The following is a 25,780-nucleotide window of genomic DNA, read 5'->3' as shown; positions in this document are numbered from 1 at the left end:
GGTTCATCCCTGGGGGGACGTCTTTTATTTTGCCGTTTGGCACTATAAACCCGAATTGTGCAATGAGCATGTTCTTGAGCGCTTAGACCTGTGTCAGCCCTTCGTTCCTCAGGTAATTCAACAGGTCATCATAGAGCCGGTCCACCTCGGGCACCTGGTGCCTCGCCCGCAGGCAGCCGTGGACCAGGCCCTTGCCGGGGTGCAACACGGTGGCCACGCCAGATGCTTGCAGGCGTTCAGCGTAGAGCATGCCGTCGTCGCGCAGCGGGTCGAACTGGGCCACGGCGATGAAGGCCTTGGGCAAGCCGCTGAAATTTTCGGCCAGCAGTGGCATGGCGTAGGGCGACGGCTCGCCGCTACCCGACAGGTACAGCGCCAGGTAAGCGTCGCTGTCAGCGCTGCTGAGCAATGGCGCGTCCCTGCAGTCACGCCGCGACGGCAAGTCGCAGGGGCCGCCCAACGCGGGGTAAATCAAAACCTGGGCCCGAGGCTGCGGTTGCCCGTCGTCGCGCAAGCCCAGGCACAACGCCGCCGCCAGATTGCCGCCCGCGCTGTCGCCCGCCACCAACAGGCGCTGCAGGTTGATGGCATGTGGCCCATGCCCGGCGTGGATGGCCTGCCATACGGCGCGACAATCCTGATAGGCGGCCGGAAACGGGTGTTCGGGAGCCAGCCGGTAATCGACGGCGATGACCAGTATGTGCAACGCAGCGGCCAGCTCGAAGCAGATGAAGTCGTGGGATTCCAGGCCGCCAACGACCCAGCCGCCGCCGTGTATATAGAGAAGGCATGGCCAGCCCGCCGTCGGGGCGGGGCCCTCGGGGAGATAACTACGCACATCCACGCCGGCAAGTGAAAAGTCCGACACGCGCACGCCCCCAGGCATGGGCGGGGTGAAGGCCTGGCACATGCGGTTGTAGTTCTGGCGCAGGCCGGCCAGGGAGGAATCATCACCGATGAAAGACTCGGTTTGGGCGACGAAGGCGGCAAGTTGCGCAGAAATCGGGTACATGCACGAATCTCCTGAGCGCCGGGATTCAATGTGGGAGCTGGCTTGCCTGCGATAGCGGCCTTTCAGCCGACATGTCCGGTGATTGGCCCACCGCCATCGCGGGCAAGCCCGACTCCCACAGGTATCCAGTGTTGTTCTGGCTGGAACGTTCGGCTCAGAGTTCGAGGCTGGCCTGCACGGCTGCCATGCCGTCCTCGCCGTTGAACGCCGTTACGCCTTTGAGCCAACGCTGCAAATCCCCGGGATGATCGCGCAACCATTGCCTGGCCACGTCCTGGGGCGATTCACGCTCCATGATCGGTACCATCAACTGGCTTTCCTGGGCAGCGGTGAAGGTGAGGTTTTCCAGCAAGCGGTTGGCATTGGGGCAGCGCTCGGCAAAGTCCGGCGCGGTGACGGTGGAGACGGTGGCCCGGCCTTCGTCAGGGCCGAACACGCCTTCACTGCCGGTGAGATAGGCCATTTTCATGTTGATGTTCATCGGGTGCGGGGTCCAGCCAACGAACACCACGAACTCCTTGCGGTTCACCGCTCGCTGCACAGCGGCCAGCATCCCTGCTTCGCCCGAGGCTACCAACTTGAAGCCGCCAAGGCCGAAGCGGTTGGTGTCGATCATGTTCTGGATATCGGTGTTGGCGCCGCTGCCAGGCTCGATGCCATAGAGCTTGCCGCCCAATTTGTCCCTGAAACGGGCAATGTCGGCAAAGGTCCTCAAGCCCGCATCGGCCACGTACTGCGGAACGGCCAGGGTGGCCTGGGCGTCGGCGAGGCTCGGGGCGGCTAATACCTTGACCTGCCTGGCCGCCAGGAACGGCGCGATGTTGTTGTCCATCGCCGGTTTCCAGTAGCCGAGGAAGATATCCAGGCGCTTGTCGCGGATGCCGGCAAAGATGATTTGCTGCACGGCGCTGGTCTGTTTGCTGTTGTAACCCAGGCCATTGAGCAGCACGTCGGCCATGCCGGAAGTGGCGACTACGTCAGTCCAGCTGACCACGCCCATGCGGATGTTCTTGCAAGAGGCCGGTTCGGCGGCCATGGCTTGCGCACTGAACAGTGCGGCGCCGGTGAGGGTCAACAACAGTTTTCTCATGGGTGGCGGCTCACTCGGCGGTTTTCAGTTCACAACCTTACCCAGTGAGGCCTTGGGCAACACGACCTGTGGCGACCGGCAGTTGCACTGCGGCGACTGTGAGGCCGTCTTCGCGAGCAAGCCCGCTCCCACATTTGACCGCATTCTCATGGTTGAACGCGGTCAATGTGGGAGCGGGCTTGCTCGCGAAAGCTATTGCAGCAGCACCAAAGACTACCGGTAGTGCTTCCGGCCCCAGGCCAGCAACCCTTCCAGCAACTGCTTCAACACCACCTGCGTCGGCTCGGCCAGATCCGGGCGATAGCGAAATGGCTCAACCTCTTCCATGTAAGTGCTCTGGCACAACTCCAGCTGCACCGCGTGGATATCCTGCGCAGGATCACCATAGTGCCGAGTGATATGGCCGCCCTTGAAGCGCCCGTTCAATACATGGGTGTACTGCGGATGCGCGGCGCAGATGTTTTCCAATTGACTGGCCAGTTCAGGATCACACGCCGCGCCATTAAAGGTACCGAGGTTGAAGTCCGGCAGCTTGCCGTCGAACAGGTGCGGGATCACCGAGCGGATCGAGTGCGCATCGAACAGCAGCGCATAACCGAACTCGGCCTTGAGGCGGGCGAGTTCTTCCTGCAGCGTGCGGTGATACGGGCCCCAGATCTTCTGCAGGTAACTGGCGCGTTCGGTCTCGCTCGGGGTATGCCCCTCACGAAACAACGGCACGCCGTCGAACAGCGTCTCCGGGTACAGGCCGGTGGTGGCCCCCGCGTAGAGCGGCTTGTTATCGGACGGCCGGTTCAGGTCGATGACGAACCGCGAGTACTCCGCCGCCAGGGTGCTGGCGCCCAGCCCTTGGGCAAAGTCATACAGCGTGGGGATGTGCCAGTCGGTGTCCGGCAGGCTTTGCGCCTCGGCGATCAGCCCGGCCTCGACCGCGGGCGTGAGACTCAGGCCGGCGTGGGGCATGCTGATCAGCAGCGGCACGCGGCCTTGTTGGAAATTCAGGACCTTATCCACAACAGTCTCCTTATTCACAAGGCAGTTTAAACAGTGACGTCGACGCCGTGGCGCACGACGCGTTTATCCAGCTCGCCACCCAGCCAGTAAGCCAGGTCGGCGGGGCGATCAATCTGCCAGGCCACGAAATCTGCGACCTTGCCGGCTTCCAGGGAGCCATGGGTGTCGCCCATGCCCAGCGCGGTAGCCGCATGTTGCGTGGCGCCGGCCAGGGCTTCTTCCGGGGTCATGCGGAACAGGGTGCAGGCCATGTTGAGCATCAGGCGCACCGACAAGGCCGGCGAGGTGCCGGGGTTGAGGTCGCTGGCGATGGCGATCTTCACCCCGTGCTTGCGCAGGGCCTCCATCGGCGGCACTTGAGTTTCACGCAGGAAGTAGAACGCGCCCGGCAGCAATACCGCGACGGTGCCGGCGGCGGCCATGGCGATGGCGTCTTCCTCGGTCATGAATTCCAGGTGATCCGCCGACAACGCGTGGTAGCGCGCGGCCAGGCTGGAGCCGTGCAGCGATGAGAGTTGCTCGGCGTGCAGCTTCACCGGCAGGCCCAGTTGCCGGGCCACCTTGAACACGCGCTCCACCTGCTCGGTGGAAAAAGCCAGGTATTCGCAGAAGGCATCCACCGCGTCCACCAGCCCTTCTGCTGCCAATGCGGGCAGCATCTCGGCGCAAATGTGCTCGATGTAGTCGTCGGCGCGATCCTTGTACTCCGGCGGCAACGCGTGGGCCGCCAGGCACGTGGCGCGCACGCTGACCGGCAGCGCTTCGCCGAGACGCCGCGCTACCCGCAGCATCTTGCGCTCATTGACCAGGTCCAGGCCGTAGCCGGACTTGATCTCCACGGTAGTAACGCCATCGCGCAACAGACTGCGCAAGCGTTTTTCAGCACTGACGAACAGCTCATCTTCAGTCGCGGCACGGGTTGCACGCACGGTGCTGGCGATACCGCCGCCCTTGGCCGCGATTTCGGCGTAGCTCACGCCTTGCAGACGCTGCTCGAATTCGCCGCTGCGGTTACCGCCAAACACCGTGTGCGTGTGGCAGTCGATCAGCCCGGGCGTGACCCACGCGCCTTGCAGGTCATGCACCTGGGCGTAATCCGCCGTGGGTAGCTGGCTGCGGGGGCCGATCCACTCGATGAGCGAACCGGCGGTCACCATGGCGGCGTCCTCGATAATCGAGTAGTTGCCGTGGGCCATGGTTGCGACGTGGCAGTGTTGCCAAAGGGTGTTCATCAACACCTCCCAAAATTATTGATGAGACAAAGCCGAATCGTAATGAACCTTGGCCGCTTGCCCGGCAGCGGGTTTGACCCACAACAGGTAAGCAACGACCAGCAGCACGATCCACACGGCACCGACCAGCAAGGCGGCCTGGGTATCCGGGAAGTAACCCAGCACGCCAAATACGAACAGCATGAATACGATGGCGGCCGCAGGCGCATAGGGCCAGAACGGTACCGGGAATTTCAGCTCGGCCACCTGTTCCCTGGTCATGGAGCGGCGCATGGCAACCTGGGTGAACAGGATCATCAGCCACACCCACACGGTGGCGAAGGTGGCAATCGAGGCGATCAGCAGGAATACGTTTTCCGGGATCAGGTAGTTGAGCACCACGCCGCCCAGCAACGCCGCGCCCATCACCAGCACGGTCATCCACGGCACGCCGTGTCTGGACAACTGTGCAAAGCCCTTGGGTGCCTGCCCTTGCTGGGCCAGGCCGTACATCATGCGGCCAGCGCCGAAGATGTCGCTGTTGATGGCCGAGACCGCCGCCGAGATCACCACGATATTGAGAATGGTCGCCGCCGAGCCTATGCCCAGGTTGCTGAAGATTTGCACGAACGGGCTGCCCTGGCTGCCGATCTGCGGCCACGGATAAATGGCCATGAGCACAAACAGGGTCAGCACATAGAACAAAAGGATACGCAGCGGCACCGCATTGATCGCCTTGGGGATCACACGCTGCGGGTCCTTGGCTTCGCCGGCGGTGATGCCGATGATTTCGATGCCGCCAAACGCGAACATCACCACCGCGAACGAGGCGATCAGGCCGCCGATGCCGTTGGGCATGAAGCCGCCGTGGGCCCACAGGTTGCTGAGGCCGCTGGCTTGGGTTTCCCCCGCCGAATGAATGCCGAACAGCATGATGCCGAAGCCACCGAGGATCATCGCCACAATCGCGCCGACCTTGAGCAGCGACAGCCAGAACTCCATCTCGCCAAACACTTTGACGTTGCACAGGTTCAGGCCGCCGATCAAAAACACGATGCCGAGCACCCAGACCCAGCGGGCGACCTCGGGAAACCAGAAGCCCATGTAGATGCCAAAGGCGGTGACATCGGCCAGGCAGACGATGATCATTTCAAAGGCATAGGTCCAACCGAGGATAAAACCGGCCATGGGCCCCAGGTAGGTGCTGGCGTACTGGCCAAAGGAACCCGCTACCGGGTTGTGCACGGCCATCTCGCCGAGGGCGCGCATCACCATGAACACCGCCGCGCCGCCGATCAGGTAGGCCAGCAGCACGGCGGGACCGGCCATCTGGATGGCGGAGGCGGAGCCGTAGAACAGCCCGGTGCCGATGGCGGAACCGAGGGCCATGAAGCGAATATGTCGGGCGCTCAGGCCACGTTTCAAACCCTTTTCTTGCTGGTGCATTTCTCTTCCCTAGTTATTTTTATCCCGAGAAAAACTGAGTCCGCAGAAGATCAAATGTGGGAGCTGGCTTGCCTGCGATGGCGGTGTATCAGTCACACATGTTTCAACTGACAGATAGCTATCGCAGGCAAGCCAGCTCCCACAGGGGTTACAGGCTTGGCAGCAACTTGGCCGGCACCAGTTCATTCAGACAGCGGCTGGCGAGCAGTTCGCTGGCGGCGATGATGTCCGGGGCGAAGAAACGGTCCTTGTCGTAGAACGCCACTTTGTTGCGCAGGATGCCGCGTGCCTGTTCAAGCACCGGCGAGGTTTTCAGGCCGTCGCGCAGGTCCAGGCCCTGGCAGGCTGACAGCCATTCAACCGCCAGAACGCCACGGGTGTTCTCGGCCATTTCCCACAAGCGCTTGCCGGCCGCCGGGGCCATGGACACGTGGTCTTCCTGGTTGGCGGACGTCGGCAGGCTGTCGACACTATGGGGGTGGGCCAGCGCCTTGTTCTCGCTGGCGAGCGCGGCGGCCGTCACCTGAGCGATCATGAAACCGGAGTTGACCCCGCCATTGCCGACCAGGAACGGCGGCAGTTGTGACATGTGCTTGTCCATCATCAGCGAGATACGCCGCTCGCTCAGCGAACCGATCTCAGCGATCGCCAACGCCATGTTATCGGCGGCCATGGCCACCGGTTCGGCGTGGAAGTTGCCGCCGGAGATCACATCACCTTCGGCCGCGAAGACCAGCGGGTTGTCCGACACGGCGTTGGCTTCCACCACCAGCACCTCGGCGGCCTGGCGGAACTGGGTCAGGCAGGCGCCCATGACTTGGGGCTGGCAGCGCAGGGAGTAAGGGTCCTGCACCTTGTCGCAGTTCTGGTGCGATTGGGAAACCTGGCTGCTTTCGCCCAGCAGCTCGCGATAGGCCGCCGCGGAATCGATCTGCCCGCGCTGGCCGCGAGCGGCATGGATACGCGCATCGAATGGCGAGCGCGAACCCAGCACGGCTTCGACGGTGAGGCCGCCGCACACCAAAGCGCCGGCGAACAAATCTTCGCCTTCAAACAGGCCACGCAAGGCATAGGCAGTCGACACCTGGGTGCCGTTGAGCAGCGCCAGGCCTTCCTTGGCGGCGAGGGTCAGCGGCGTGAGGCCGGCGACTTTCAGCGCTTCGGGCGCCTCCAGCCACTCACCTTTGTAGCGCGCCTTGCCTTCGCCCAGCAGCACCAGGGACATGTGCGCCAACGGCGCCAGGTCGCCGGATGCACCGACCGACCCTTTCAACGGAATGTGCGGGTAGACCTCGGCGTTGATCAGTGCGATCAGCGCGTCGATCACCTGGCGGCGAATCCCGGAGAAGCCACGGCTCAGGCTGTTGACCTTGAGCACCATGACCAGGCGCACCAGCGCGTCGCTGATCGGCTCACCGACGCCGGCGGCATGGGACAGCACCAGCGAACGCTGGAGGTTTTCCAGGTCGGCGCTGGCAATGCGGGTCGAGGCCAGCAGGCCGAAACCGGTGTTGATGCCGTAGGCGGTGCGGTTCTCGGCGAGAATCTGTTCTACGCAGGCAACACTGGCGTCGATCTGCGCCGTGGCGCTGTCGTCCAGGCTGAGGGTTACCGGCTGCTGGTAGATGGCACGCAGTTGGGCGAGGCTCAGTTGGCCTGGAATCAGGTTTAGCGCAGTCACATTCGTTCTCCTTGTGAATTGTTCTTGTGAATACTTCTTTTGAATAAATCAGCGTTCAGTGCACATCCGGCAGTGCGGTGTTTTTGATCACGTCGGCGGCGCTGGCAATATCCGGCGCCAGCCAGCGGTCCTGTTCGTAAGCGGGGACCCCTTCACGCAGCAAGCGCCAGGCGCGGTCGGTGCCGGCGCCGAAGCGCTGGTCCTTGAGGAACTCGAACGCCTGGGCCGCCAGCAAGTACTCGATAGCGAGGATCTGCGTAACGTTGGCCAGCAGTTGGTGCAGCTTGAGCGCAGCATTGGTGCCCATGCTCAGGTGGTCTTCCTGCAGGCCCGAGGTGACGAAGTTGTCGAGCACCGCCGGTTGCGCCAACTGGCGGTTCTGCGCGCACAGCGAAGCGGCGACGTACTGCACGATCATCATCCCGGAATTGACCCCAGGGTTGCTGACCAGGAACGCCGGCAAGCCGCTGACGTGCGGGTTGATCAGGCGGTCAAGGCGCCGTTCGGCCACCGAGCCGATTTCGGCCATGGCGATCGCCAGCAGGTCGGCCGCCAGCGCCACGGACTGCCCGTGGGGGTTGGCCTGGGACACGACGCGGTAATGCTCCGGCGTGCCGAGCAACAACGGGTTGTCGGTAGCGCTATTGAGTTCGGTCTCGATCTGGCGGGTCGCGTGTTCAACCTGATCGCGGGCCGCGCCGTGGATCTGCGGGATCGAGCGCAGGCTCAGGGCGTCCTGGGTGCGGATGCCTTTGCTGCTGGCGATCACTTCGCTGCCATCGAGCAAGGCGCGCAAATTGGCGCCCACTTGTTGCATGCCAGGGTGCGGCTTGAGCGCGATGATTTCTGCATCGAAGGCATCGATCTGACCGCGCAGGGCTTCGAAACTCATGGCGCCGATCACGTCGGCCCATTGCAGCAGGTGATGCGCGTCAGCCAGGGCCAGGCAGCTCAGGCCGGTCATGCACGGCGTGCCGTTGACCAGGCACAGGCCGTCCTTGGCGCCCAGGACCACCGGCTGCAAACCTTCGGCGGCCAATGCCGCTTGCGCTGTCACCACCTGGCCGCGATAGCTGGCATTGCCGACGCCGAGCAGTGCCACGCCAACGTGGGCCATATGGGTCAGATACCCCACCGACCCCTGGGACGGCACCTGTGGCGTGATGCCATGGTTGAGCAGCGCCAGCAGCGCGTGCACCACCTGCGGATGCAGCCCGGATTTGCCGTGGCTGTAGTTGATGATGGCGGCGCAGATGATCGCGCGGGTCTGCTCATCACTGAGCACCGGCCCGACGCCGCAGGCATGGCTGAGCAGGGTATTGCGCGACAGTTGGCTGAGTTGCTCGCCTTGCAGCGACACATTGCACAGCGCGCCCAGGCCGGTGTTCACGCCATAGGCGCGCTCGCCGCTGGTGACGATGCGTTGCACGATGGCCTGGGCATTGTCGATACGCGCCCAAGCCTGGCCCGAGAGTTCGAGCAATGCACCGTGGCGGGCGACGGCGACCACGTCCTGCCAATGTAGCCGGGCGTCGGCGATGGTGATTGTTGTTGCCTGGGGCATCTTCGTACCTTCTTCAGTTCTTGTGCAGCCTTACCGGCCTCTTCGCAGGCAAGCCAGCTCCCACATTTGATCGGGTTCACACAGTTCAACTGTGGGAGCCGGGCTTGCCCGCGATGGCGCCAGCCGGTTCACCACAAAAACCGGGTCAGACCACCGCCGCCCGCCGCTGGACAAACCGATCCACATACTCATCCGCCGGCGAATGCAGGATCTCGCGCGGGGTGCCGACCTGGATCAGCTTGCCGTCCTTGAGGATCGCAATGCGGTTACCGATGCGCACCGCTTCGTCGAGGTCGTGGGTGATGAACACGATGGTCTTGTGCAAGGTCTTTTGCAGCTCCAGCAACTGGTCCTGCATCTCGGCGCGAATCAACGGGTCGAGGGCACTGAAGGCCTCGTCCATCAGGATGATGTCGGTATCCGCCGCCAACGCGCGGGCCAGGCCGACGCGCTGGCGCATGCCGCCGGATAGCTGGTGCGGGTACTTGTTTTCGTAGCCCTTGAGGCCCACGGTTTCGACCCAGTGCAATGCGCGCTCGGCGCACACCTGCTTGGTCTCGCCGCGCACCTTGAGGCCGTAGGCGACGTTGTCGAGCACGCTCTTGTGGGGCAGCAGGCCGAAGCTCTGGAACACCATGCTGATCTTGTGCCGACGGAATTGGCGCAGGGCTTCCATGTCCAATTGCAGGATATCTTCGCCGTCCACCAGGATCGCGCCGCTGGTGGGGTCGATCAGCCGGTTGAAGTGGCGCACCAGGGTCGACTTGCCGGAGCCCGACAAGCCCATGATCACGAAGATCTCTCCGGTGGCGATGCTCAGCGACAGGTCGTTGACGCCGACCACGCAACCGGTCTCGGCCAGCACCTGGTCCTTGGTCTTGCCCTGACCAATCAGGGCCAGCGCATCCTTGGCGCGGTTGCCGAAGATCTTGAAGACGTTCTTGACTTCGATTTTGCTGACAGTAGTCATTTGTTCGCCTCGTGCCGTGGACGACCATAGGCCTGGGTAATGCGGTCGATGACCACAGCGAGAATCACGATCGCAAGCCCGGCTTCGAGGCCACGGCCAACGTTGAGGGTCTGGATGCCGACCAGTACATCTTCACCGAGGCCACGGGCGCCGATCATCGAGGCGATCACCACCATCGACAACGCCATCATGGTGGTCTGGTTGATGCCGGCCATGATGCTCGGCAGCGCCAGCGGCAGTTGCACACCGAACAGTTGCTGCCAGCGGTTGGCACCGAAGGCGTTTATAGCTTCCATGACTTCGCCGTCGACTTGGCGAATGCCCAGGTCGGTGAGGCGGATCAGCGGCGGCGCGGCGTAGATCACCGTGGCGAAGATCGCCGGGACCTTGCCCAGGCCGAACAGCATCAGCACCGGGATCAGGTACACGAAACTGGGCATGGTTTGCATGATGTCCAGCAGCGGCATCAGCACCGAACGCAGGCGATTGCTGCGCGCCGACAGGATGCCCAGCGGAATGCCGATCAGCACCGAGATCACCGTGGCGACCAGCATCAAGGCCAGGGTCTGCATCAGCTTGTCCCACAGGCCGACCGCGCCGACCAGGAACAGCAGACCGACGATCACCGCCGTGGTCACCACCTTGCGCGTGGCATGCCAGGCCACGGCACCGACGATGGCGAGCATCAGCCACCAGGGCGCTGCGCGCAGCAGGCCTTCCAGGTTGACGATGGCCCATAGCAGGGTGTCGGAGATATGCCGGAACACATCACCGTAGTTGGTGACCAGCGAGTCCACCCAACCGTTGACCCAGTCGGCGATGGAAAACGTAAAACTCTCAGGGAACATAGCGTGCTCTCGATCCAGTGGGGTGCGGCCAGTCGCCCGGCCACCCCTGAGGGTAGCCGGACGCACTCTACCTACAAGGCCGCGTCGATTTTCCTGGCGGCGTCTTCACTGACCCAGGCGTGCCAGACTTCAGGATGTTCCTTGAGGAAGATCTTCGCCAGTTTCGGCGATTCGATGCGCTCCTTGGCCATGCGCCCCAGGTTCTGGTTGAGCAGGTCGATCGGCAGGTTGACTTTTTCCAGCACGGCCACCAGTTCCGGGGCCTGCTCGTGGAAGGTCTTGGACAGGCCGACCTTGATGCTCACGGTTTTATCCACGCCGGGTTTTTCTTCCAGCTTGACCAGGTCGACCTGGCCCATCAGCGGCGTGGGCGACCAGTAGTAGAACAGGATCGGCTCGCCACGCTTGTAGCTCGACAGCACCGCCGCATCCAGCGCCGGGCCGGTGCCTGGGCGGAAATTGGTGTAAGTGCTTTCCAGGCCGTAGCTTTTGAGCATTTCGCTGTTGTCCAGCTCGCAGGTCCAGCCGGCCGGGCAGTTATAGAAGCGGCCCTTGGATGGCTCTTCCTGGTCCTTGAACACCGAGGCGTACTTGGCCAGGTCTGCGATGTTTTTCAGGTCAGGTGCCTTAGGCGCAAGCTTGCGCTTGGCGTCGCCTTCGATCACATAGCGCGGTACGTACCAGCCTTCGATCGCGCCAACAATCGGGGCGCCGACGCCGACGACCTTGCCGGCCTTCTCGGCCTTGTTCCAGACTTCACTGCGGCCGACCCATTCTTCGGCAAACACCTGGATGTCGTTGCTGCTCAGGGCGTTCTCCATGGTGATGGAATTACCCGGCAGGCTGTCGGTTTTGCAGTCGTAGCCTTTTTCCAGCACGGTCTGCAGGATGTCGGTGAGCAACATGCCGCTTTCCCAGTTCAAGCCCGCAAATTTCACCGGCTTGCCCGATTCGCACCAACCGGCCGCCTGGGCGCCCGCAGAGGCCAGCAAGCCCGTAGCGAACAGTGTGGCCAACAGGGTCTTAGTCATTTTCATTGTTGTGACGCTCCCAATCTTGAAATGGATTACGGCAGTCAGTAGGCGTCCTGCCCTGTCCACGTCCCATCAGGCTTGTACGGCCAGCCCGGCTTTTATGGGTGTAGCGCCCTGCTCTGGCGGCAGGATCAGTTGATCGGGTACAGCGCTGTGCCATTTTTTCGCGCACAGGTAATACACGGCGGCGGGAAGCACCAGGCCGATGATCCAGGAGATATCCACGTCACCCAGCGCGGCCACCAGGGGGCCTGTGTAGAACTTGGTGGAGATGAACGGCAACTGCACCAGCACACCGAAGACGTACACGCCGATACCCAGCAGGTTCCAGCGGCCATAGCGACCGTTCGGGTCGGCCAGCGCCGGCACGTCATAGCGCTCGCGGGTAATGCAGTAGTAGTCGACCAGGTTGATCGCGCTCCAGGGCGTGAAGAACGCCAGCAGAAACAGAATGAACGACTTGAACGCACCGAGGAACGAGTGCTGGCCGAGCAACGCGATCAGGGTCGCCGTACCGACGATGGCCAGCACGAACACCAGGCGCTGCAACCGTGTGACCTCCAGCCGTCCGCGAAAGCCGCTGATGATGGTCGCGATGCACATGAAGCTGCCGTAGGAATTCAGCGTCGAGATGGTGACCTTGCCGAACGCAATGCTGAAATACAGCAGCGCAGCGGTTGCCCCCGTGCCACTCAGGCCGACGATGTAGGCCACTTCATGACCGGCGAATTGGCCGTTGGACATGGCCGCGGCAAACACGCCGAGCACCATCGCCACCTGCGCGCCAATGACCGAACCCGCGCCGGCGGCGAGAAAGGTTTTGACCGAGGACGTATTACTCGGCAGGTAGCGTGAATAGTCCGCCACATAAGGACCGAAGGCGATTTGCCAGGAGGCCGCGAGCGATACCGCCAGCAGAAAGCTGCTCCAACTGAAGTGACGGATTTGCAGGAGTGCGCCAACGTCGGTCTGGCTGATCAGACGGCTGAACAGATAAACAAAGGCAATCACACCAATGATGCTGGCGACACGACCAATGAAATGGATCACCCGGTAACCGAGCACCGTGACCAGCACGATGACGCTGGCGAAGATCAGGATACCCACGCTGTCGCTGACCCCGAACAACTGGCCCAGCGCCTGGCCGGACAATACGGTGCCGGTGGCGGTGAAGCCGAGATACATCAGGCACACCAGCACGATCGGAATAGCCGCGCCATACACACCAAACTGCACGCGGCTGGAGATCATCTGCGGCAGGCCAAGCTTGGGCCCTTGCGCGGCGTGCAACGCCATGACCCCGCCGCCGATCAGTTGGCCGATCAACAGACCGATCAACGACCAGAACACATCACCGCCCAGCACCACGGCCAGGGCCCCGGTGACAATCGCGGTGATCTGCAGGTTGGCGCCCATCCACAGGGTGAACTGGCTCAAGAGACGACCGTGTCTTTCCGCTTCCGGGATGTAGTCGATCGAACGCCTTTCGATCAACGGGGTGGTGTCGTTTGCAGCCATGTGTGTTCAACCTCTGGTGGATTGTTTTCTGGTTCACAGCAGATCAAAGGTGAGTTATTTGATCATCGGGAGATTGAGGCCCTGCTCCTTGGCGCAGTCGATCGCGATCTGGTAACCGGCATCCGCGTGGCGCATCACCCCGGTCGCCGGGTCGTTGTGCAGCACACGGGCAATTCGTTCAGCCGCATCGTCGGTCCCATCACAAACGATGACCATGCCCGAATGCTGGGAGAAGCCCATGCCCACGCCGCCGCCGTGGTGCAGCGAGACCCAGGTCGCGCCGCTGGCGGTGTTGAGCAAGGCGTTGAGCAGCGGCCAGTCGGACACGGCGTCGGAGCCGTCCTGCATGGCTTCGGTTTCGCGGTTGGGGCTGGCGACCGAGCCGGAGTCGAGGTGGTCACGGCCGATCACTACCGGCGCCGACAATTCGCCGCTGCGTACCATTTCGTTGAAGGCCAGGCCCAGCTTGGCGCGCTGGCCCAGGCCGACCCAGCAGATCCGCGCCGGCAAGCCCTGGAAGCTGATGCGCTCGCGGGCCATGTCCAGCCAGTTGTGCAGGTGGGCGTCGTCCGGGATCAGCTCTTTAACCTTGGCGTCGGTCTTGTAGATGTCTTGCGGGTCGCCGGACAGCGCCGCCCAACGGAACGGGCCGATGCCACGGCAGAACAACGGGCGGATGTAGGCCGGTACGAAGCCAGGGAAGTCGAAGGCGTTCTGCACCCCTTCTTCCTGGGCCATCTGGCGGATGTTGTTGCCGTAGTCGAAGGTCGGGATGCCTTGCTTCTGGAAGTCCAGCATGGCTTGGACGTGCACCGCCATCGACTGCTTGGCGGCCTTGATCACGGCTGCCGGTTCGGTCTTGGCGCGGGCGCGGTACTCGTCCCAGGTCCAACCGGCCGGCAGGTAGCCGTTAAGTGGGTCGTGGGCGCTGGTCTGGTCGGTGACCATGTCCGGGCGCACACCGCGCTTGACCAGTTCCGGCAGGATTTCAGCCGCATTACCCAGCAGGGCGATGGAGATGGCCTTGCCTTCCTGAGTGTACTTGGCGATGCGCGCCAGGGCGTCGTCGAGGTCGGTGGCTTGCTCGTCGACATAGCGGCTGTTCAAGCGGAAATCGATGCTGACCTGTTGGCACTCGATGTTCAGCGAGCACGCGCCGGCCAGGGTGGCGGCCAACGGTTGTGCGCCGCCCATGCCGCCCAAACCCGCGGTCAACACCCAACGGCCTTTGAGGTTGCTGTCGTAATGCTGGCGACCGGCTTCGACGAAGGTTTCGTAAGTGCCTTGGACGATGCCCTGGCTGCCGATGTAGATCCAGCTGCCGGCGGTCATCTGGCCATACATGGCCAGGCCCTTGGCATCCAGTTCGTTGAAGTGCTCCCAACTGGCCCAGTGCGGTACCAGGTTGGAGTTGGCGATCAGCACACGCGGGGCGTTGCTGTGGGTCTTGAACACCCCGACCGGTTTGCCGGATTGCACCAGCAGGGTTTCGTCGTCGTTCAGGTTCGTGAGGCTCTCGACGATCTGGTCGTAGCATTCCCAGTTACGCGCGGCCCGGCCGATACCGCCATATACCACCAGTTCCTTGGGGTTCTCGGCCACTTGCGGGTCGAGGTTGTTCATCAGCATGCGCAGCGGCGCTTCGGTCAGCCAGCTTTTGGCGGTGAGCTTGTTACCGTGGGCGGCGCGGATTTCGACATCACGGTACTTAATAGGCTTGGTCACAACAAAAACTCCTCGATCGATGCGCATGCTTTGGTGCGAAGACGACTCTTACGCACACACCTTTACTTGTACATACAAGCATATGCAATCAAGCGGCCAACTTTTGCGGGGAGCGGAGAGGATTTTTTGGGAAAGTGCGTGCGAGCCTTGGAAGTCAGGGCTTTGAGGCTGGATGAAATTTCTTGCGGAGGAGTTTTGCTGGAGGGGAGGCTTGTCACGTCAGCGCGGGTTTGCGCCACGCTGGGGCATTCGGTAACAAAATGGTGCGCACTGGAAACAGGACGTGAGAGCGATGTAGAACCCAATGTGGGAGCGGGCTTGCTCGCGAATGCGGTGGGTCAGCCAGCTTATCTGCTACTGATACACCGCATTCGCGAGCAAGCCCGCTCCCACATTTTTAACCGCGTGCGGTCAGTTCGATGATGCAGCAGCGGCCGCTGACAGAGATATCGAGCAAGCCGGTGTTATCGTCAATTTGAAGGCAGTCGTGATGACCCAACGTCTGGTCCAACACCTTCACCTCATCCGCCACACTGAACACCAGCACCGTCTGCGCCGTGCTGAAAAACTGCTGCACGCCATCCACCCACTGCAAGCGCGCGTGGTAGCGCTGTGGCGAATAGATCAGGTTGAAATCGCGGATCGGCCCGGTAATCAAGCGGCATGACACCTGGCTGTCCCCCTTGAATGCAAAGGGCTGCAACGGCAACAAGCCGCGCTGCTCTTCGCCATCCACGGTCAGGACCATGCCCGCGCCCTTGATCACGGTGATGACGCGCTGGTAACCAGCGAAGGTGGAGAAACCGCCCGACTCGGCGATGTCGGCGATCGACAGGCGCCAGCCAAAGCCCTCAAGGCCATCGCCGGCATCGCGGGTGATTTCTTCGGTGCTGCCGCCGCCGTTTTTCCACGGCATGCGCACGTAGTCGGCTGCGCGCCAGATGTTTAGCGTACTCATTTACTGAACCGTCCTTCCAGGCTGTGGCGGGAACCGGGGTGGATCAAACGCGCGGCAGTCACCGGCTGACGGCCCGACCAGGTACGCCTGCGGATCAACAGGCACGGTTCGGTGGGCTCGATCTGCAACAGCTTGCACTCGGCCGCATCGGCGAGAATGGCTTCGACCACGTGCTCGCCTTCGGTCAGCGGTGCAACCTGGTTCAAGTAGGCGTACGGCGTTTGCTGGGTGAAATCCTGTTGCAGGTATTCTGGGGCGACCAGGGCGTTGACGAAACGGTCCTCGATTTGCACGGGGATATCGTTTTCGAAGTGCACGATCAACGAATGAAACACCCGCCCGCCTTCGCGCATCTCCAGGGCGACCGCGCGCTCGGAGCCGGCAGCCTCCTCGCCCAGGTGGATGACCTGGCAGGTATGCCGGTGACCGCGCGAAGCGATCTCATCGGCAATGTTGTGCACTTCGAACAACGCCGACTGGCTCTTGGGCTCGGCGACGAAGGTGCCGACGCCCTGCATGCGCACCAGCAGACCTTCAGCGGTGAGCTCGCGCAGGGCGCGGTTGATGGTCATGCGGCTGAAACCCAGCTGGCTGACCAATTCGCTCTCGGACGGTACACGGTAATGGGGTGGCCAGTTGCCGCTGAGGATCTGCTGGCTGATCATCTGTTTGACGCGGGCATACAAGGGCGCCGGACTTTCGTCCATGTGGGCAGCCAGCGAAGACTTGGCGGGCGGAGTCGGCACAGGGAATCCTTGCAAGGGGAAAAAGATGCATAGATTGCCGGAGTTTACCGAGCAGGCAAACGTCTGTATATGTATATACAAATAAACACACGACCGGAGTGTTCTGATCATGTCCGCTTTTTTCGCCGAGCGCGCGCTGCTGCCTAGTGGATGGGCCAATGATGTACGCCTTGAAGTCAGTGCCGAAGGCCTGCTGACAAAGGTCGAAGCCAATGCCAGCTCTGATGCCGCCGAACGGCTCAGAGGCCCGGTGCTGGCGGGCATGCCGAACCTGCATTCCCATGCATTCCAGCGTGCCATGGCCGGTTTGGCCGAAGTGGCCGGTAACCCGAATGACAGCTTTTGGACGTGGCGCGACTTGATGTACCGCATGGTCGGCCAGATCAGCCCGGAGCAATTGCAGGTCATCGCGCGTCAGCTGTACATCGAGATGCTCAAGGCCGGCTATACCTCGGTGGCTGAATTCCACTATGTGCACCACGATACCGACGGCCAGCCGTATGCCGATGGCACTGAGCTGTCGCGACAGATCAGCCAGGCGGCGGCCGGCAGCGGCATCGGCCTGACGCTGCTGCCGGTGCTCTATACCCACTCGGGGTTCGGTGGCCAGGCGCCGAATGAAGGCCAGCGGCGGTTCATCAACAGTACTGAGCATTACCTGGACCTGCAGGCGCGCCTGAAGCCGATCCTTGCCGCCCAGCCGGCCCAGCAGTTAGGCCTGTGCTTTCACTCGTTGCGTGCGGTCACGCCCGAACAGATCAATCATGTGCTGGCCGCCAGCGATAAAGCCTGCCCGGTGCATATCCACATCGCCGAGCAGCAGAAAGAAGTCGACGATTGCCTGGCCTGGAGCGGCAAGCGCCCGCTGCAATGGCTATATGACAATGTCGACGTGGATGAACGCTGGTGCCTGGTGCATGCCACTCACGCCGATGCCGATGAAGTCACGCGCATGGCCAGGAGCCACGCGATTGCAGGGTTGTGCCTGACCACCGAGGCCAATTTGGGAGACGGGATTTTCCCGGCGGTGGATTTTCTCGCACAGGGCGGGCGCATGGGCATCGGGTCCGACAGCCATGTGTCATTGAGTGTGGTGGAAGAACTGCGCTGGCTCGAATATGGCCAGCGCCTGCGCGATCAACGGCGCAATCGCCTGTATCGCAATGATCAGCCGATGGTTGGCCGTACGCTATTCGATGCCGCGCTGGACGGTGGAGCCCAGGCGTTAGGGCAGCCGGTGGGTCGATTGGAAGTGGGTAAACGTGCGGATTGGATTGTGCTGGACGGCAACGATCCGTACCTGGCGACGGCAACGGAAGACGGGATTCTCAATCGTTGGCTGTTTGCCGGCGGTGATCGGCAAGTGCGTGATGTGCTGGTGAACGGCAAGTGGGTGGTGCGCGATGGGCGGCATGCCGGCGAGGAAGAAAGCAGCCGAGCGTTTACCCAGGTCCTGAGAGATTTGCTGAGTTAAGAACAGCCTAAAACACATGTGGGAGCTGGCTTGCCTGCGATGCAGGCACCGCGGTGTGTCTGTCACACCAAGGTGATGCTATCGCAGGCAAGCCAGCTCCCACATTTGAACGGCAGTGTTTTCCGATTATTGCGAAGTCTTCGCCATCTGCTTGTCCGACGTACGCCAGATCAATCGCGTAGTGTCATACCCCTGCTGCCGCGCCCTGCTCAGCAAGTCTTCGCGAGTATCGGCGCTCACCGTCGGCGTGCGCGACAAGATCCACATGTAGCGTCGGCTCGGGCTGCCGACAAGCGCGGTCTTGTAGTCGTCGCTCACATACAGCACCCAGTAATCGCCCTTGGCGACGCCCGGCAACAACGCGGTAAACCAGTTGTTGAATTCCACCCAGAGCTTATCGGTCTTACCCGGCACTTGCGGCGTGGCGGTACCCTTGGCTTCTTCCCACTTCCACTCAGTCGTCAGGCAGCGGTTGAACACCGACATGTCGCCATCGGGCAACAGCGTGTAGCGGGCTTCGGACTGCGCGCAGTTGCGCTGGAAGTACATCGGCAATCGCGCCAACTCATACCAGGTGCCCTGGTAACGCTTGAGGTTGACGTTGGTCGCGGTCTTGGGTTGCAGATCATCGCCAGAATGGCTGGCGCAGCCCGCCAAAAACAGGCTGGCGCAAAGGAACAAAACAAAACGCATCATTCTTCTTCTCCCGCAGGCTCTCGCCCCGGTTTACTTCAGGCCTTGCCCGGAAAACATCAGAACCTTGTCACCGGCATATTGAACGCTGATAAAGCTGTTTTTATCGCCCCAGGTGCAGCTGGACATGCCCAGTGCGCCGGAACAATCGGTCGGCTTGCCCAACAACGACTCCACCTCAGCCTTGGCCATGCCAGCCGACAATTTTTCGTAGTTTTCTTGATTGACCTTGCTGCAAGCGGCCAACAGCACGCAAAAAGCCAGCAGAGCGAGACGGCGTAACGACATGGAAAAACTCCTGGAGGGACGAAGCAGCGTGGGTATCTGCCAGAAGCTTAGAAGGGAAAAGAGGTGTCTGGTTCCCGACGAGGGGTGGTATTTATTTTTTCTGCGCAAGGACTGCGCTGTCCTGCAAAAATAGCAATGTTCGCACTTGGATGAGGACCCAAGCTTATGAGTGAAAAAAACAAATCCGAGCTTTACGCTCCGGAAACCAAAGCGATGTTGGAACTACTTGCTTCAGGCGGTCGGGAAATCGAGTTGGGGCATTATCAGGACCTTGACGAGGTATTCAAAGAACTTGACCAGAGCCAAACCGCCTATACCCGCAAAAATAAAGAAGCCCCGAAACGCTGAAACGTTTCGGGGCTTCTTGTGGTTCAAACCTTCAGGTCTGAACGCTTATGTGGCGAGGGAGCTTGCTCCCGCCGGGCTGCGAAGCAGCCCCAAAAGCTTGCGGGCGCTGCGCACCCGAGCGGGAGCAAGCTCCCTCGCCACAAAGTTTTACTTCTTGTGGTAACCCGTCACACGCTCAACTTCCTCCTTGGAACCCAGGAACACTGCCACACGCTGGTGCAGGCCTTCGGGCTGGATGTCAAGGATGCGCTGGTGGCCGTCGGTGGATGCGCCGCCGGCCTGTTCGACCAGGAAGGACATCGGGTTGGCTTCGTACATCAGGCGCAGCTTGCCCGGCTTGGACGGCTCGCGGCTGTCGCGTGGGTACATGAACAAGCCACCACGGGTCAGGATGCGGTGCACGTCGGCCACCATCGCGGCGACCCAGCGCATGTTGAAGTTTTTCTTCAACGGGCCTTCTTCGCCGGCCATCAGTTCGCCCACGTAGCGGGTGACAGGTTCTTCCCAGTGGCGCTGGTTGGACATGTTGATCGCGAATTCCTGGGTGGACGCAGGAATGGTGATGTCTTCGTGGGTCAACACGAAGCTGCCCATTTCACGGTCCAGGGTGAAGCCCTTGACGCCGTCGCCCAGGGTCAGCACCAGCATGGTCTGCGGGCCGTAGATCGCGTAGCCGGCAGCGACCTGCTCGGTGCCTGGCTGCAAAAAGGCCTTTTCGTTGAGGGCTTCGTTCTGACTCAGGTATTCGTTCGGGCAACGCAGTACCGAGAAAATGGTGCCGACCGGGGCGTTGATGTCGATGTTGGACGAGCCGTCCAGTGGGTCGAACACCAGCAGGTAGGCGCCTTTGGGGTATTTGCCCGGGATCTGGTAGGCATTGTCCATTTCTTCGGACGCCATGCCGGCCAGGTGACCGCCCCATTCGTTGGCTTCGAGCAGGATCTCGTTGGAGATCACGTCGAGTTTCTTCTGCACTTCGCCCTGCACGTTTTCAGTGCCCATGCTGCCCAGGACACCACCCAGTGCGCCTTTGGACACGGCGTGGCTGATTTCCTTGCAGGCACGCGCCACCACTTCGATAAGGAAGCGCAGATCGGCAGGCGTGTTGTTGCTGCGGGTCTGCTCGATCAAATAGCGACTCAAGGTAACGCGGGACATGTAAGGCTCCGGACAATAGGGGGCTTGAAAACCCGCGCAGTTTAGCGCGAGTCTGGGCGTATTTCCTCCTATCAGAGGATTTAAACCCAATAGAGTTCATGGACTTTATTTAACCTGCCGCCGGCGGCTTGCGCAGCAAACTGTAGGCCATGGCGCCCAGCGCGGCCACGCCCAGCAATAATACGGCCCACAGGCCGAGTTTTTTCCAGTTCGGCCCGCTCTCGACAGGCGCCACAACCGCAGGCGATGTGACGGCGACCGCCCCCGCAATGCTGGCCTGCCCGAGCGCCTTGAGGCGCTCGGCGCTGTAGTTCGGGATCAGCGTCGACAGCGGCAGGTTGGCGGCCTTCACCGAGGCACTCCCCAATGCCAGGCTGAACGGCGGCTCTCCCCGCGCCAGGAACACCAACTGGGTTGTGCGTACCGCGAAACGCAAGGCCGGCGCTTGCGCGCCCAGGCCACCGCCGCGCTCGTCCACCTGCACCCTGAGCTGGCTGACGACCTGGCCCGGCAACTGCAACTCATCCTGCACCAGGTCCTGGCCGTTCTGGGACAGGCGGTACAACAACCCATTGCTCAAGGGCTGCCACGCTTGCTTGGCATCACTGCGCCCCGACACCGTCACCGGCGCCAGCGTGTTGGGTTGCTTCAGCTCGATACGCACGCGCTCCATATTCAGCCCCATGGGCAACTGCCAGCTGTATTCGCCGGCCTTGAGCCGCGTGCCGGCCAATGGCTGCGACCACACCAGCGGTGCCGGCAGGCTGCTGCTGGTGGCGCTTGCCAGTTTGGCGGAGGACAGCAGCGGCGCGGCCTGGCCTTGCCAGACGAGGCGCAGGTACCGCGCCGATTGCCCCGGCAGGCTGACGTCATGCTGCTCGACCCGCTCGTCGGCAAACGACAAGCGCGCCACTTGCCCATCGCCCCAGGATTGCCAGTGCTGCAAGTCGTCGCTGGCTTCAATGCTGAAACGCTGGAAGCCATCTTGCTCGCCGCTCCAGTCGAGGCTCAGTTGCTGCAACGGCGCCTTGATCGCGCTGGCGTCCAGCACCCAGCCGCGCAGGACCTGCTTGCCGGTCTTCGCGGCCGTGCCCGGCTTGATTTCCACCAGGGTGCCTTCGCGGGTGGTTTTCATCACCACGCCGGGCAAGGCCTGCCGGGTGTCGGCAGCGTACAGCGGGAACCACTTCACGTCCGTGACGTTGCGGCTTTCTGTGCGCTGGGACGACTGGCGCGACAACGCATACGCCTGGGGTTCCCCGGCCGCGTTGAAGACACGCACATCGCTCAGGTCGGCCTGACGCGCATTCAATTGCACGTCCAACGGCAATTCCAGGCGATACCACGGGCCGTTGCCGCTGATGCTCAGTGGCACCTGGCTGGCGAAATCCGCCGGGCGTTCCTGGGCCCACGCCGACCACATCGCACACACGCCCAACAGGGCCACGCTCAACTTACCGATCAAGAGGCTGCTCCTTCAGTTTCCAGCACAGGTTCGGCACGCTTGGGCGGCAGCGGCGCAAAATAGCCCACCACCAGCAACAAGCCGCCGACGCCAATAAACGACACGATCCGCGCCAGGCCGCCACGATTGCTCAGTTCGACAAAGAACAACTTGGCCACCACCACCGCAATCAGCGCCGCGCCGATCAACCACACCTCGCGACGATGGCGCAGGTGGCCGCCGATCATCAGGCCCAGGGCGATCAAGGTCCATATGATCGACAGGCCGGCTTGCACCAGCATCGATTCGAGCAAGGCGTCCAGCGCAAACGGCACCCCGCCCCAATGGTGCGCGGTGCGCATCACCAGTGCGGTGAAGAACGCGAACAGTGAAAGCCCCGCCACGCCCTGGGCGAGCAACTCGGCCCGTGGCCCGCGTTGCGGCGCCACGCTGCGCGACCACACGTACACCCCCAGCAACGCGAACAACAGGCCCAGGTCCAGCGGGTTTAGCAACGGCACATAGGGCAACGGGTCGGCCGTGCCGTCGCTGAAGCTGTTCGCCAGCCAGAACCAACCGAGCATCAGCACGGCCAATGGCAGTGCCGCGACCACTCGATACTCGCGCGGATAGGCCGACACCGGCCACGGCCAGTTGCGCGGCGCGGCGGCCAGTACCAGGTAGAGACTTGGCAGAATTGCCCAGCCCAACCAGCGCCAGGCGTTGTATTCGGCCGAGAAACGCAGCAGGCCATAGCGCAATTCCAGCGCCAGCAGGCCGATCAACATCCAGCAGCCCAGCACATGGGCGATGCCCAGCGCCCTGCTCGCCACCACCGTTGCCAAGCGCCGCAGGGAGACGAAATGCACCAGGAACACGGCCGGCCACGCCAGCCAGCCGTACTGCGCCGCCGGGTGGTAATAGGTGTGCGCCGAGACCAGCAGCACCAAGCCCGCCGCCGGCATCAGCATGGTGCAAAGCATGCCCAGCGACGCCCAACGCAGGCGTGCCGCCAACAGCGTCCAGATCGCCACGCTGGCGGCCGCGATGCCGAGCAGGAAAGCACCGCGCAGTTCACCGGGAACAAACTGCAGCACTTCGCCGGCCAGCGCCATCGTCCACCACGCCGCCCCCCACACCAGCAGCAGGTCGGACAAGCGTTGCAGCTTCAGCACGGCAAACACGGGCGCATGAGGTTCACGCTGCAGGCGCCAGGCACCGACCAATGCGGCCAGGCCCAGCACCATCGGTGTCCAGAAACCACTGTGGGCCAACGGGCGTAATCCTTCACCGGTCAACGGCCCAAGCAGCTCCGGTACCGACAGCAGGAATGAGCCGCCGCCAATCAGTTGCAGCAGCAAGCCGAACACAAAGCTGACGCGCTGCTGCAGGTACAGGCTCAGCCAGATGATCAACAAACCGCTGGCCGCCCACACACCGCTGGCGCTTTGCCAAGGCAGCACGAACAGCACGGCGAGATTGATCAGGACGAGGCCCGCAAGCAGCACCACCGACAAGCCGCGCAACAGGCGCACATCGCCGCGCACCTGGTCATCGCGCGCCGCCATCAGCATGCCGCCGATCAAGGCCAGGCCGATCAGCGAGGCCGTGAGCAAGCCACTCCAACCGGCATTGAACACGGCCGTCCCGTCGCCACCTTGCAGGCGCAGCAGGAACAACGCACCGCCGAGCAACTGCACGCCAAACGCCGTGAACAGGAACGTACGCGAACCGATGCGCAGGCCGACGAACAGCGTCGCCAGGCCCGCGAGCGCCCAACTGACCGCCGTGCCCTGGGTATCGAGCAGCATGGGGGCAAGCAGGTACAAAAAGCTCAAGCCAAGGCTCGCCAATATCGGCAGGCCTTTGCGCTCCGACGCCGTCGCCTGTTCAGGGGACGCTTTGCGCAACTGATCAAAGCTGAACAGCAACGCCGCGCCCAGCATCAGCGCACCCAATGGGGCGCCATCGAGCAAGGTGTGCTCGCCAAGGCGCAGCTCGCTGAGGAACGCCAGCGCCGAGCCCACTTGCAGCAGCAAGCCGAAGGCCCGCGCCAGTGGCCGCTGTTGACGCAGGCCCAGCCAGAAGATCCCGGCGCCTTCCACCGCCCACGCCGCAGCGGTCCAGCGCGCATCGAGGCCCAATGGAATCGCCAGGCTGGCAAAGATCACGCCCAGGGCCAGGCAGGTTTCCGCCAGCAGCAAGGCACGACCGCCGCTCAGCAACCGCGCCAGGCCCATGTAGATAATGCCCAGGCCCAGTGCACTGAACGCTGCGGCGAACTCCAAGTGTTGCACCAGTGCGAACTGCAAACCAAAGCCCACCAGCGGCGGGCCGAACAGCATACTGCCGTCGACGTAATCACCTTTGGCCGCCGACCAACGCAGCAACGCATCACGCCCTTCGGGGGCATCACCCATTTCCACCAGCTTGCGCCGGGCGAACAGCAGGCCGATCGCCAGGTACATCAGGAAGAACAGGATCAGGAACGGCTCGGTGCTCCACAGCAGTTCCGGCGTGTAGGAACGCATGCCCCACGCGAAGCCGATGCCGAACGTGCCGACAAAACCGATCAGGTTGAGCAAGCGCCAGGCCTTGAACCAGGCGATGGCGAGGATGCCGGTATTGAGCAAGGCGAAATAACTGAACAGCGCCACATGGTTGCCGGCGCCGGTGGACGTAAGTATCGGCGCGGCAAAACCGCCCAATGCCGCCGCGCAAGCCAACCCCAGCGCGTCCTGGGTAATCGCCAGGATCGCCGAAAACACCGTGACCGCCACCAGCAGGCCCAGGGCCGCACTCGGGTCGATCAGCGGATGCAGGCGCATCGCGGCGAATACCGTCAGGTATAACACCGCAATGCCGGTGCCTTGCAGCATCAAACCGTAGTTGCTGTTGCGCAGCCGCAGCCACCAGCCCAGGCCCAGCAGGCCGAGGGCGGCTGCGGCTACGCCTGCGTAACGCACCTCGATCGGCACCACCATGCCTTCGGTGGCGTAGCGCAGCAGGAAGGCCAGGCCGAGGAACAACAGCACCACACCGACGCGCAGCACCGTGTTGCCGCCGAACAGCCAATTGCGCGCGCCGCTGATGGCACGTTCGATCAGGTTGGGGCCGCGCGGGATGGCTGGTTCTTGCGGTGGGCGGGGGGTTGGAGCAGGTGTCCAGACGTCGTCCGGTAACGGCTGGCTCGGTTCGGCGACCATCGCGACGGGCGCCAATGCGGCAGGCAGCTCCCAGACAAGGTCGGGCGCCTCAGCGACAGGTACGGGTTCAGGGGTAAGTTCAGGGGTGGATGCTTCGACAACGAAGTTGCTCGACGGCGCAGGCACTTCCAGTTGTCGCAGACGCTCGCCCAGCGCGATCAGGGCCTTCTGGGTGGTTTCCAACGCAAGCGCTTGCTGATCCGCCTGGGCCGACAGCTTGGCCAGGCGGATTGCCTGGCCGATGCCGAGCCCCAACAGCGCACCGATACCCGCATCGCTGAACGACTCATCGAGCGTCCAACCGAGCACCAGGCCCAGCAGCATGAAAATCCATTGCATGGTCGATATTCCC

General features: G+C 62.5%; 21 protein-coding genes. 2 read left to right on the top strand and 19 right to left on the bottom strand.

Going from position 1 to position 25,780, the window contains the following annotated elements:
- Positions 1–82 precede the first annotated feature (82 nt).
- From BLL36_RS12295 to hutC, 14 genes are all read right to left on the bottom strand, one after another.
- Positions 83–1,012, bottom strand: coding sequence for an alpha/beta hydrolase (locus BLL36_RS12295; protein ID WP_076951698.1), 930 nt, complete (start codon positions 1,010–1,012; stop codon positions 83–85).
- A gap of 154 nt (positions 1,013–1,166) precedes the next feature.
- Positions 1,167–2,102 carry a choline ABC transporter substrate-binding protein gene (choX, locus tag BLL36_RS12290; protein WP_076951697.1) on the bottom strand — a complete coding sequence of 312 codons (936 nt, stop codon included), beginning with the start codon at positions 2,100–2,102 and terminating at the stop codon, positions 1,167–1,169.
- Between the two features lie 213 nt (positions 2,103–2,315).
- Complete coding sequence (hutG, locus tag BLL36_RS12285) at positions 2,316–3,116, bottom strand: N-formylglutamate deformylase (RefSeq protein ID WP_076951695.1); 801 nt, start codon at positions 3,114–3,116, stop codon at positions 2,316–2,318.
- 26 nt (positions 3,117–3,142) lie between these two features.
- On the bottom strand, positions 3,143–4,348 hold the full coding sequence (hutI, locus tag BLL36_RS12280; protein ID WP_076951693.1) for an imidazolonepropionase: 1,206 nt from the start codon (positions 4,346–4,348) through the stop codon (positions 3,143–3,145).
- 15 nt (positions 4,349–4,363) lie between these two features.
- Entirely contained in the window at positions 4,364–5,773 is a 1,410-nt protein-coding gene (locus tag BLL36_RS12275; RefSeq protein WP_076951691.1) for an amino acid permease, read from the bottom strand.
- A 148-nt stretch (positions 5,774–5,921) separates the two neighbouring features.
- Entirely contained in the window at positions 5,922–7,454 is a 1,533-nt protein-coding gene (gene hutH / locus BLL36_RS12270) for a histidine ammonia-lyase (protein ID WP_076951690.1), read from the bottom strand.
- Between the two features lie 55 nt (positions 7,455–7,509).
- Positions 7,510–9,018: an HAL/PAL/TAL family ammonia-lyase gene (locus tag BLL36_RS12265; protein ID WP_076951688.1), complete on the bottom strand. Its 1,509-nt coding sequence runs from the start codon at positions 9,016–9,018 to the stop codon at positions 7,510–7,512.
- A 145-nt stretch (positions 9,019–9,163) separates the two neighbouring features.
- On the bottom strand, positions 9,164–9,988 hold the full coding sequence (locus BLL36_RS12260; protein WP_076951686.1) for a quaternary amine ABC transporter ATP-binding protein: 825 nt from the start codon (positions 9,986–9,988) through the stop codon (positions 9,164–9,166).
- Positions 9,985–10,836 (bottom strand): ABC transporter permease, encoded by an 852-nt coding sequence (locus BLL36_RS12255; protein WP_076951684.1) that lies wholly within the window; start codon positions 10,834–10,836, stop codon positions 9,985–9,987. Before BLL36_RS12255 ends, BLL36_RS12260 begins: the two co-directional genes overlap by 4 nt.
- A gap of 71 nt (positions 10,837–10,907) precedes the next feature.
- Entirely contained in the window at positions 10,908–11,873 is a 966-nt protein-coding gene (locus BLL36_RS12250) for an ABC transporter substrate-binding protein (RefSeq protein ID WP_076951683.1), read from the bottom strand.
- Positions 11,874–11,942: 69 nt separating this feature from the next.
- The gene (locus BLL36_RS12245) at positions 11,943–13,388 is read right to left on the bottom strand and encodes a purine-cytosine permease family protein (RefSeq protein WP_076951681.1); all 1,446 of its coding nucleotides are present in this window, start codon (positions 13,386–13,388) and stop codon (positions 11,943–11,945) included.
- A 54-nt stretch (positions 13,389–13,442) separates the two neighbouring features.
- Positions 13,443–15,113, bottom strand: coding sequence for a urocanate hydratase (gene hutU / locus BLL36_RS12240; RefSeq protein ID WP_162279245.1), 1,671 nt, complete (start codon positions 15,111–15,113; stop codon positions 13,443–13,445).
- Between the two features lie 397 nt (positions 15,114–15,510).
- Positions 15,511–16,071 carry a HutD/Ves family protein gene (locus BLL36_RS12235; protein WP_076951679.1) on the bottom strand — a complete coding sequence of 187 codons (561 nt, stop codon included), beginning with the start codon at positions 16,069–16,071 and terminating at the stop codon, positions 15,511–15,513.
- Positions 16,068–16,778: a histidine utilization repressor gene (hutC, locus tag BLL36_RS12230; RefSeq protein ID WP_197678495.1), complete on the bottom strand. Its 711-nt coding sequence runs from the start codon at positions 16,776–16,778 to the stop codon at positions 16,068–16,070. Before hutC ends, BLL36_RS12235 begins: the two co-directional genes overlap by 4 nt.
- Positions 16,779–16,926: 148 nt before the next feature.
- Here hutC and BLL36_RS12225 point away from each other — a divergent pair, with 148 nt between their 5' ends.
- Complete coding sequence (locus tag BLL36_RS12225) at positions 16,927–18,291, top strand: formimidoylglutamate deiminase (RefSeq protein WP_076951676.1); 1,365 nt, start codon at positions 16,927–16,929, stop codon at positions 18,289–18,291.
- A 126-nt stretch (positions 18,292–18,417) separates the two neighbouring features.
- Here BLL36_RS12225 and BLL36_RS12220 read toward each other — a convergent pair whose 3' ends face one another.
- Both BLL36_RS12220 and BLL36_RS12215 read right to left on the bottom strand, forming a co-directional pair.
- On the bottom strand, positions 18,418–18,987 hold the full coding sequence (locus tag BLL36_RS12220; RefSeq protein WP_076951674.1) for a lipocalin family protein: 570 nt from the start codon (positions 18,985–18,987) through the stop codon (positions 18,418–18,420).
- 30 nt (positions 18,988–19,017) lie between these two features.
- Positions 19,018–19,272: a hypothetical protein gene (locus BLL36_RS12215; protein ID WP_076951672.1), complete on the bottom strand. Its 255-nt coding sequence runs from the start codon at positions 19,270–19,272 to the stop codon at positions 19,018–19,020.
- A 165-nt stretch (positions 19,273–19,437) separates the two neighbouring features.
- Here BLL36_RS12215 and BLL36_RS12210 point away from each other — a divergent pair, with 165 nt between their 5' ends.
- Positions 19,438–19,620, top strand: coding sequence for a hypothetical protein (locus tag BLL36_RS12210; RefSeq protein ID WP_076951670.1), 183 nt, complete (start codon positions 19,438–19,440; stop codon positions 19,618–19,620).
- Between the two features lie 147 nt (positions 19,621–19,767).
- On the opposite strand, the gene BLL36_RS12205 is transcribed toward BLL36_RS12210, so the two are convergent.
- The 3 genes from BLL36_RS12205 to BLL36_RS12195 form a co-directional block, all read right to left on the bottom strand.
- Positions 19,768–20,778, bottom strand: a complete 1,011-nt coding sequence (locus BLL36_RS12205) for a class 1 fructose-bisphosphatase (RefSeq protein WP_053253909.1) — start codon at positions 20,776–20,778, stop codon at positions 19,768–19,770.
- A gap of 109 nt (positions 20,779–20,887) precedes the next feature.
- Positions 20,888–22,240 carry a DUF3999 domain-containing protein gene (locus BLL36_RS12200; protein ID WP_076951891.1) on the bottom strand — a complete coding sequence of 451 codons (1,353 nt, stop codon included), beginning with the start codon at positions 22,238–22,240 and terminating at the stop codon, positions 20,888–20,890.
- The gene (locus BLL36_RS12195) at positions 22,240–25,767 is read right to left on the bottom strand and encodes a DUF2339 domain-containing protein (RefSeq protein WP_076951669.1); all 3,528 of its coding nucleotides are present in this window, start codon (positions 25,765–25,767) and stop codon (positions 22,240–22,242) included. The genes BLL36_RS12200 and BLL36_RS12195 overlap by 1 nt, the downstream gene beginning before the upstream one ends.
- Positions 25,768–25,780 lie beyond the last annotated feature (13 nt).

This window comes from Pseudomonas cedrina subsp. cedrina (assembly GCF_001983175.1).
Taxonomy (GTDB): Bacteria; Pseudomonadota; Gammaproteobacteria; order Pseudomonadales; family Pseudomonadaceae; genus Aquipseudomonas; species Aquipseudomonas cedrina.
Note: the sequence above shows the minus strand (reverse complement) of the source record. Positions and strands in the feature narration are given on the sequence as shown.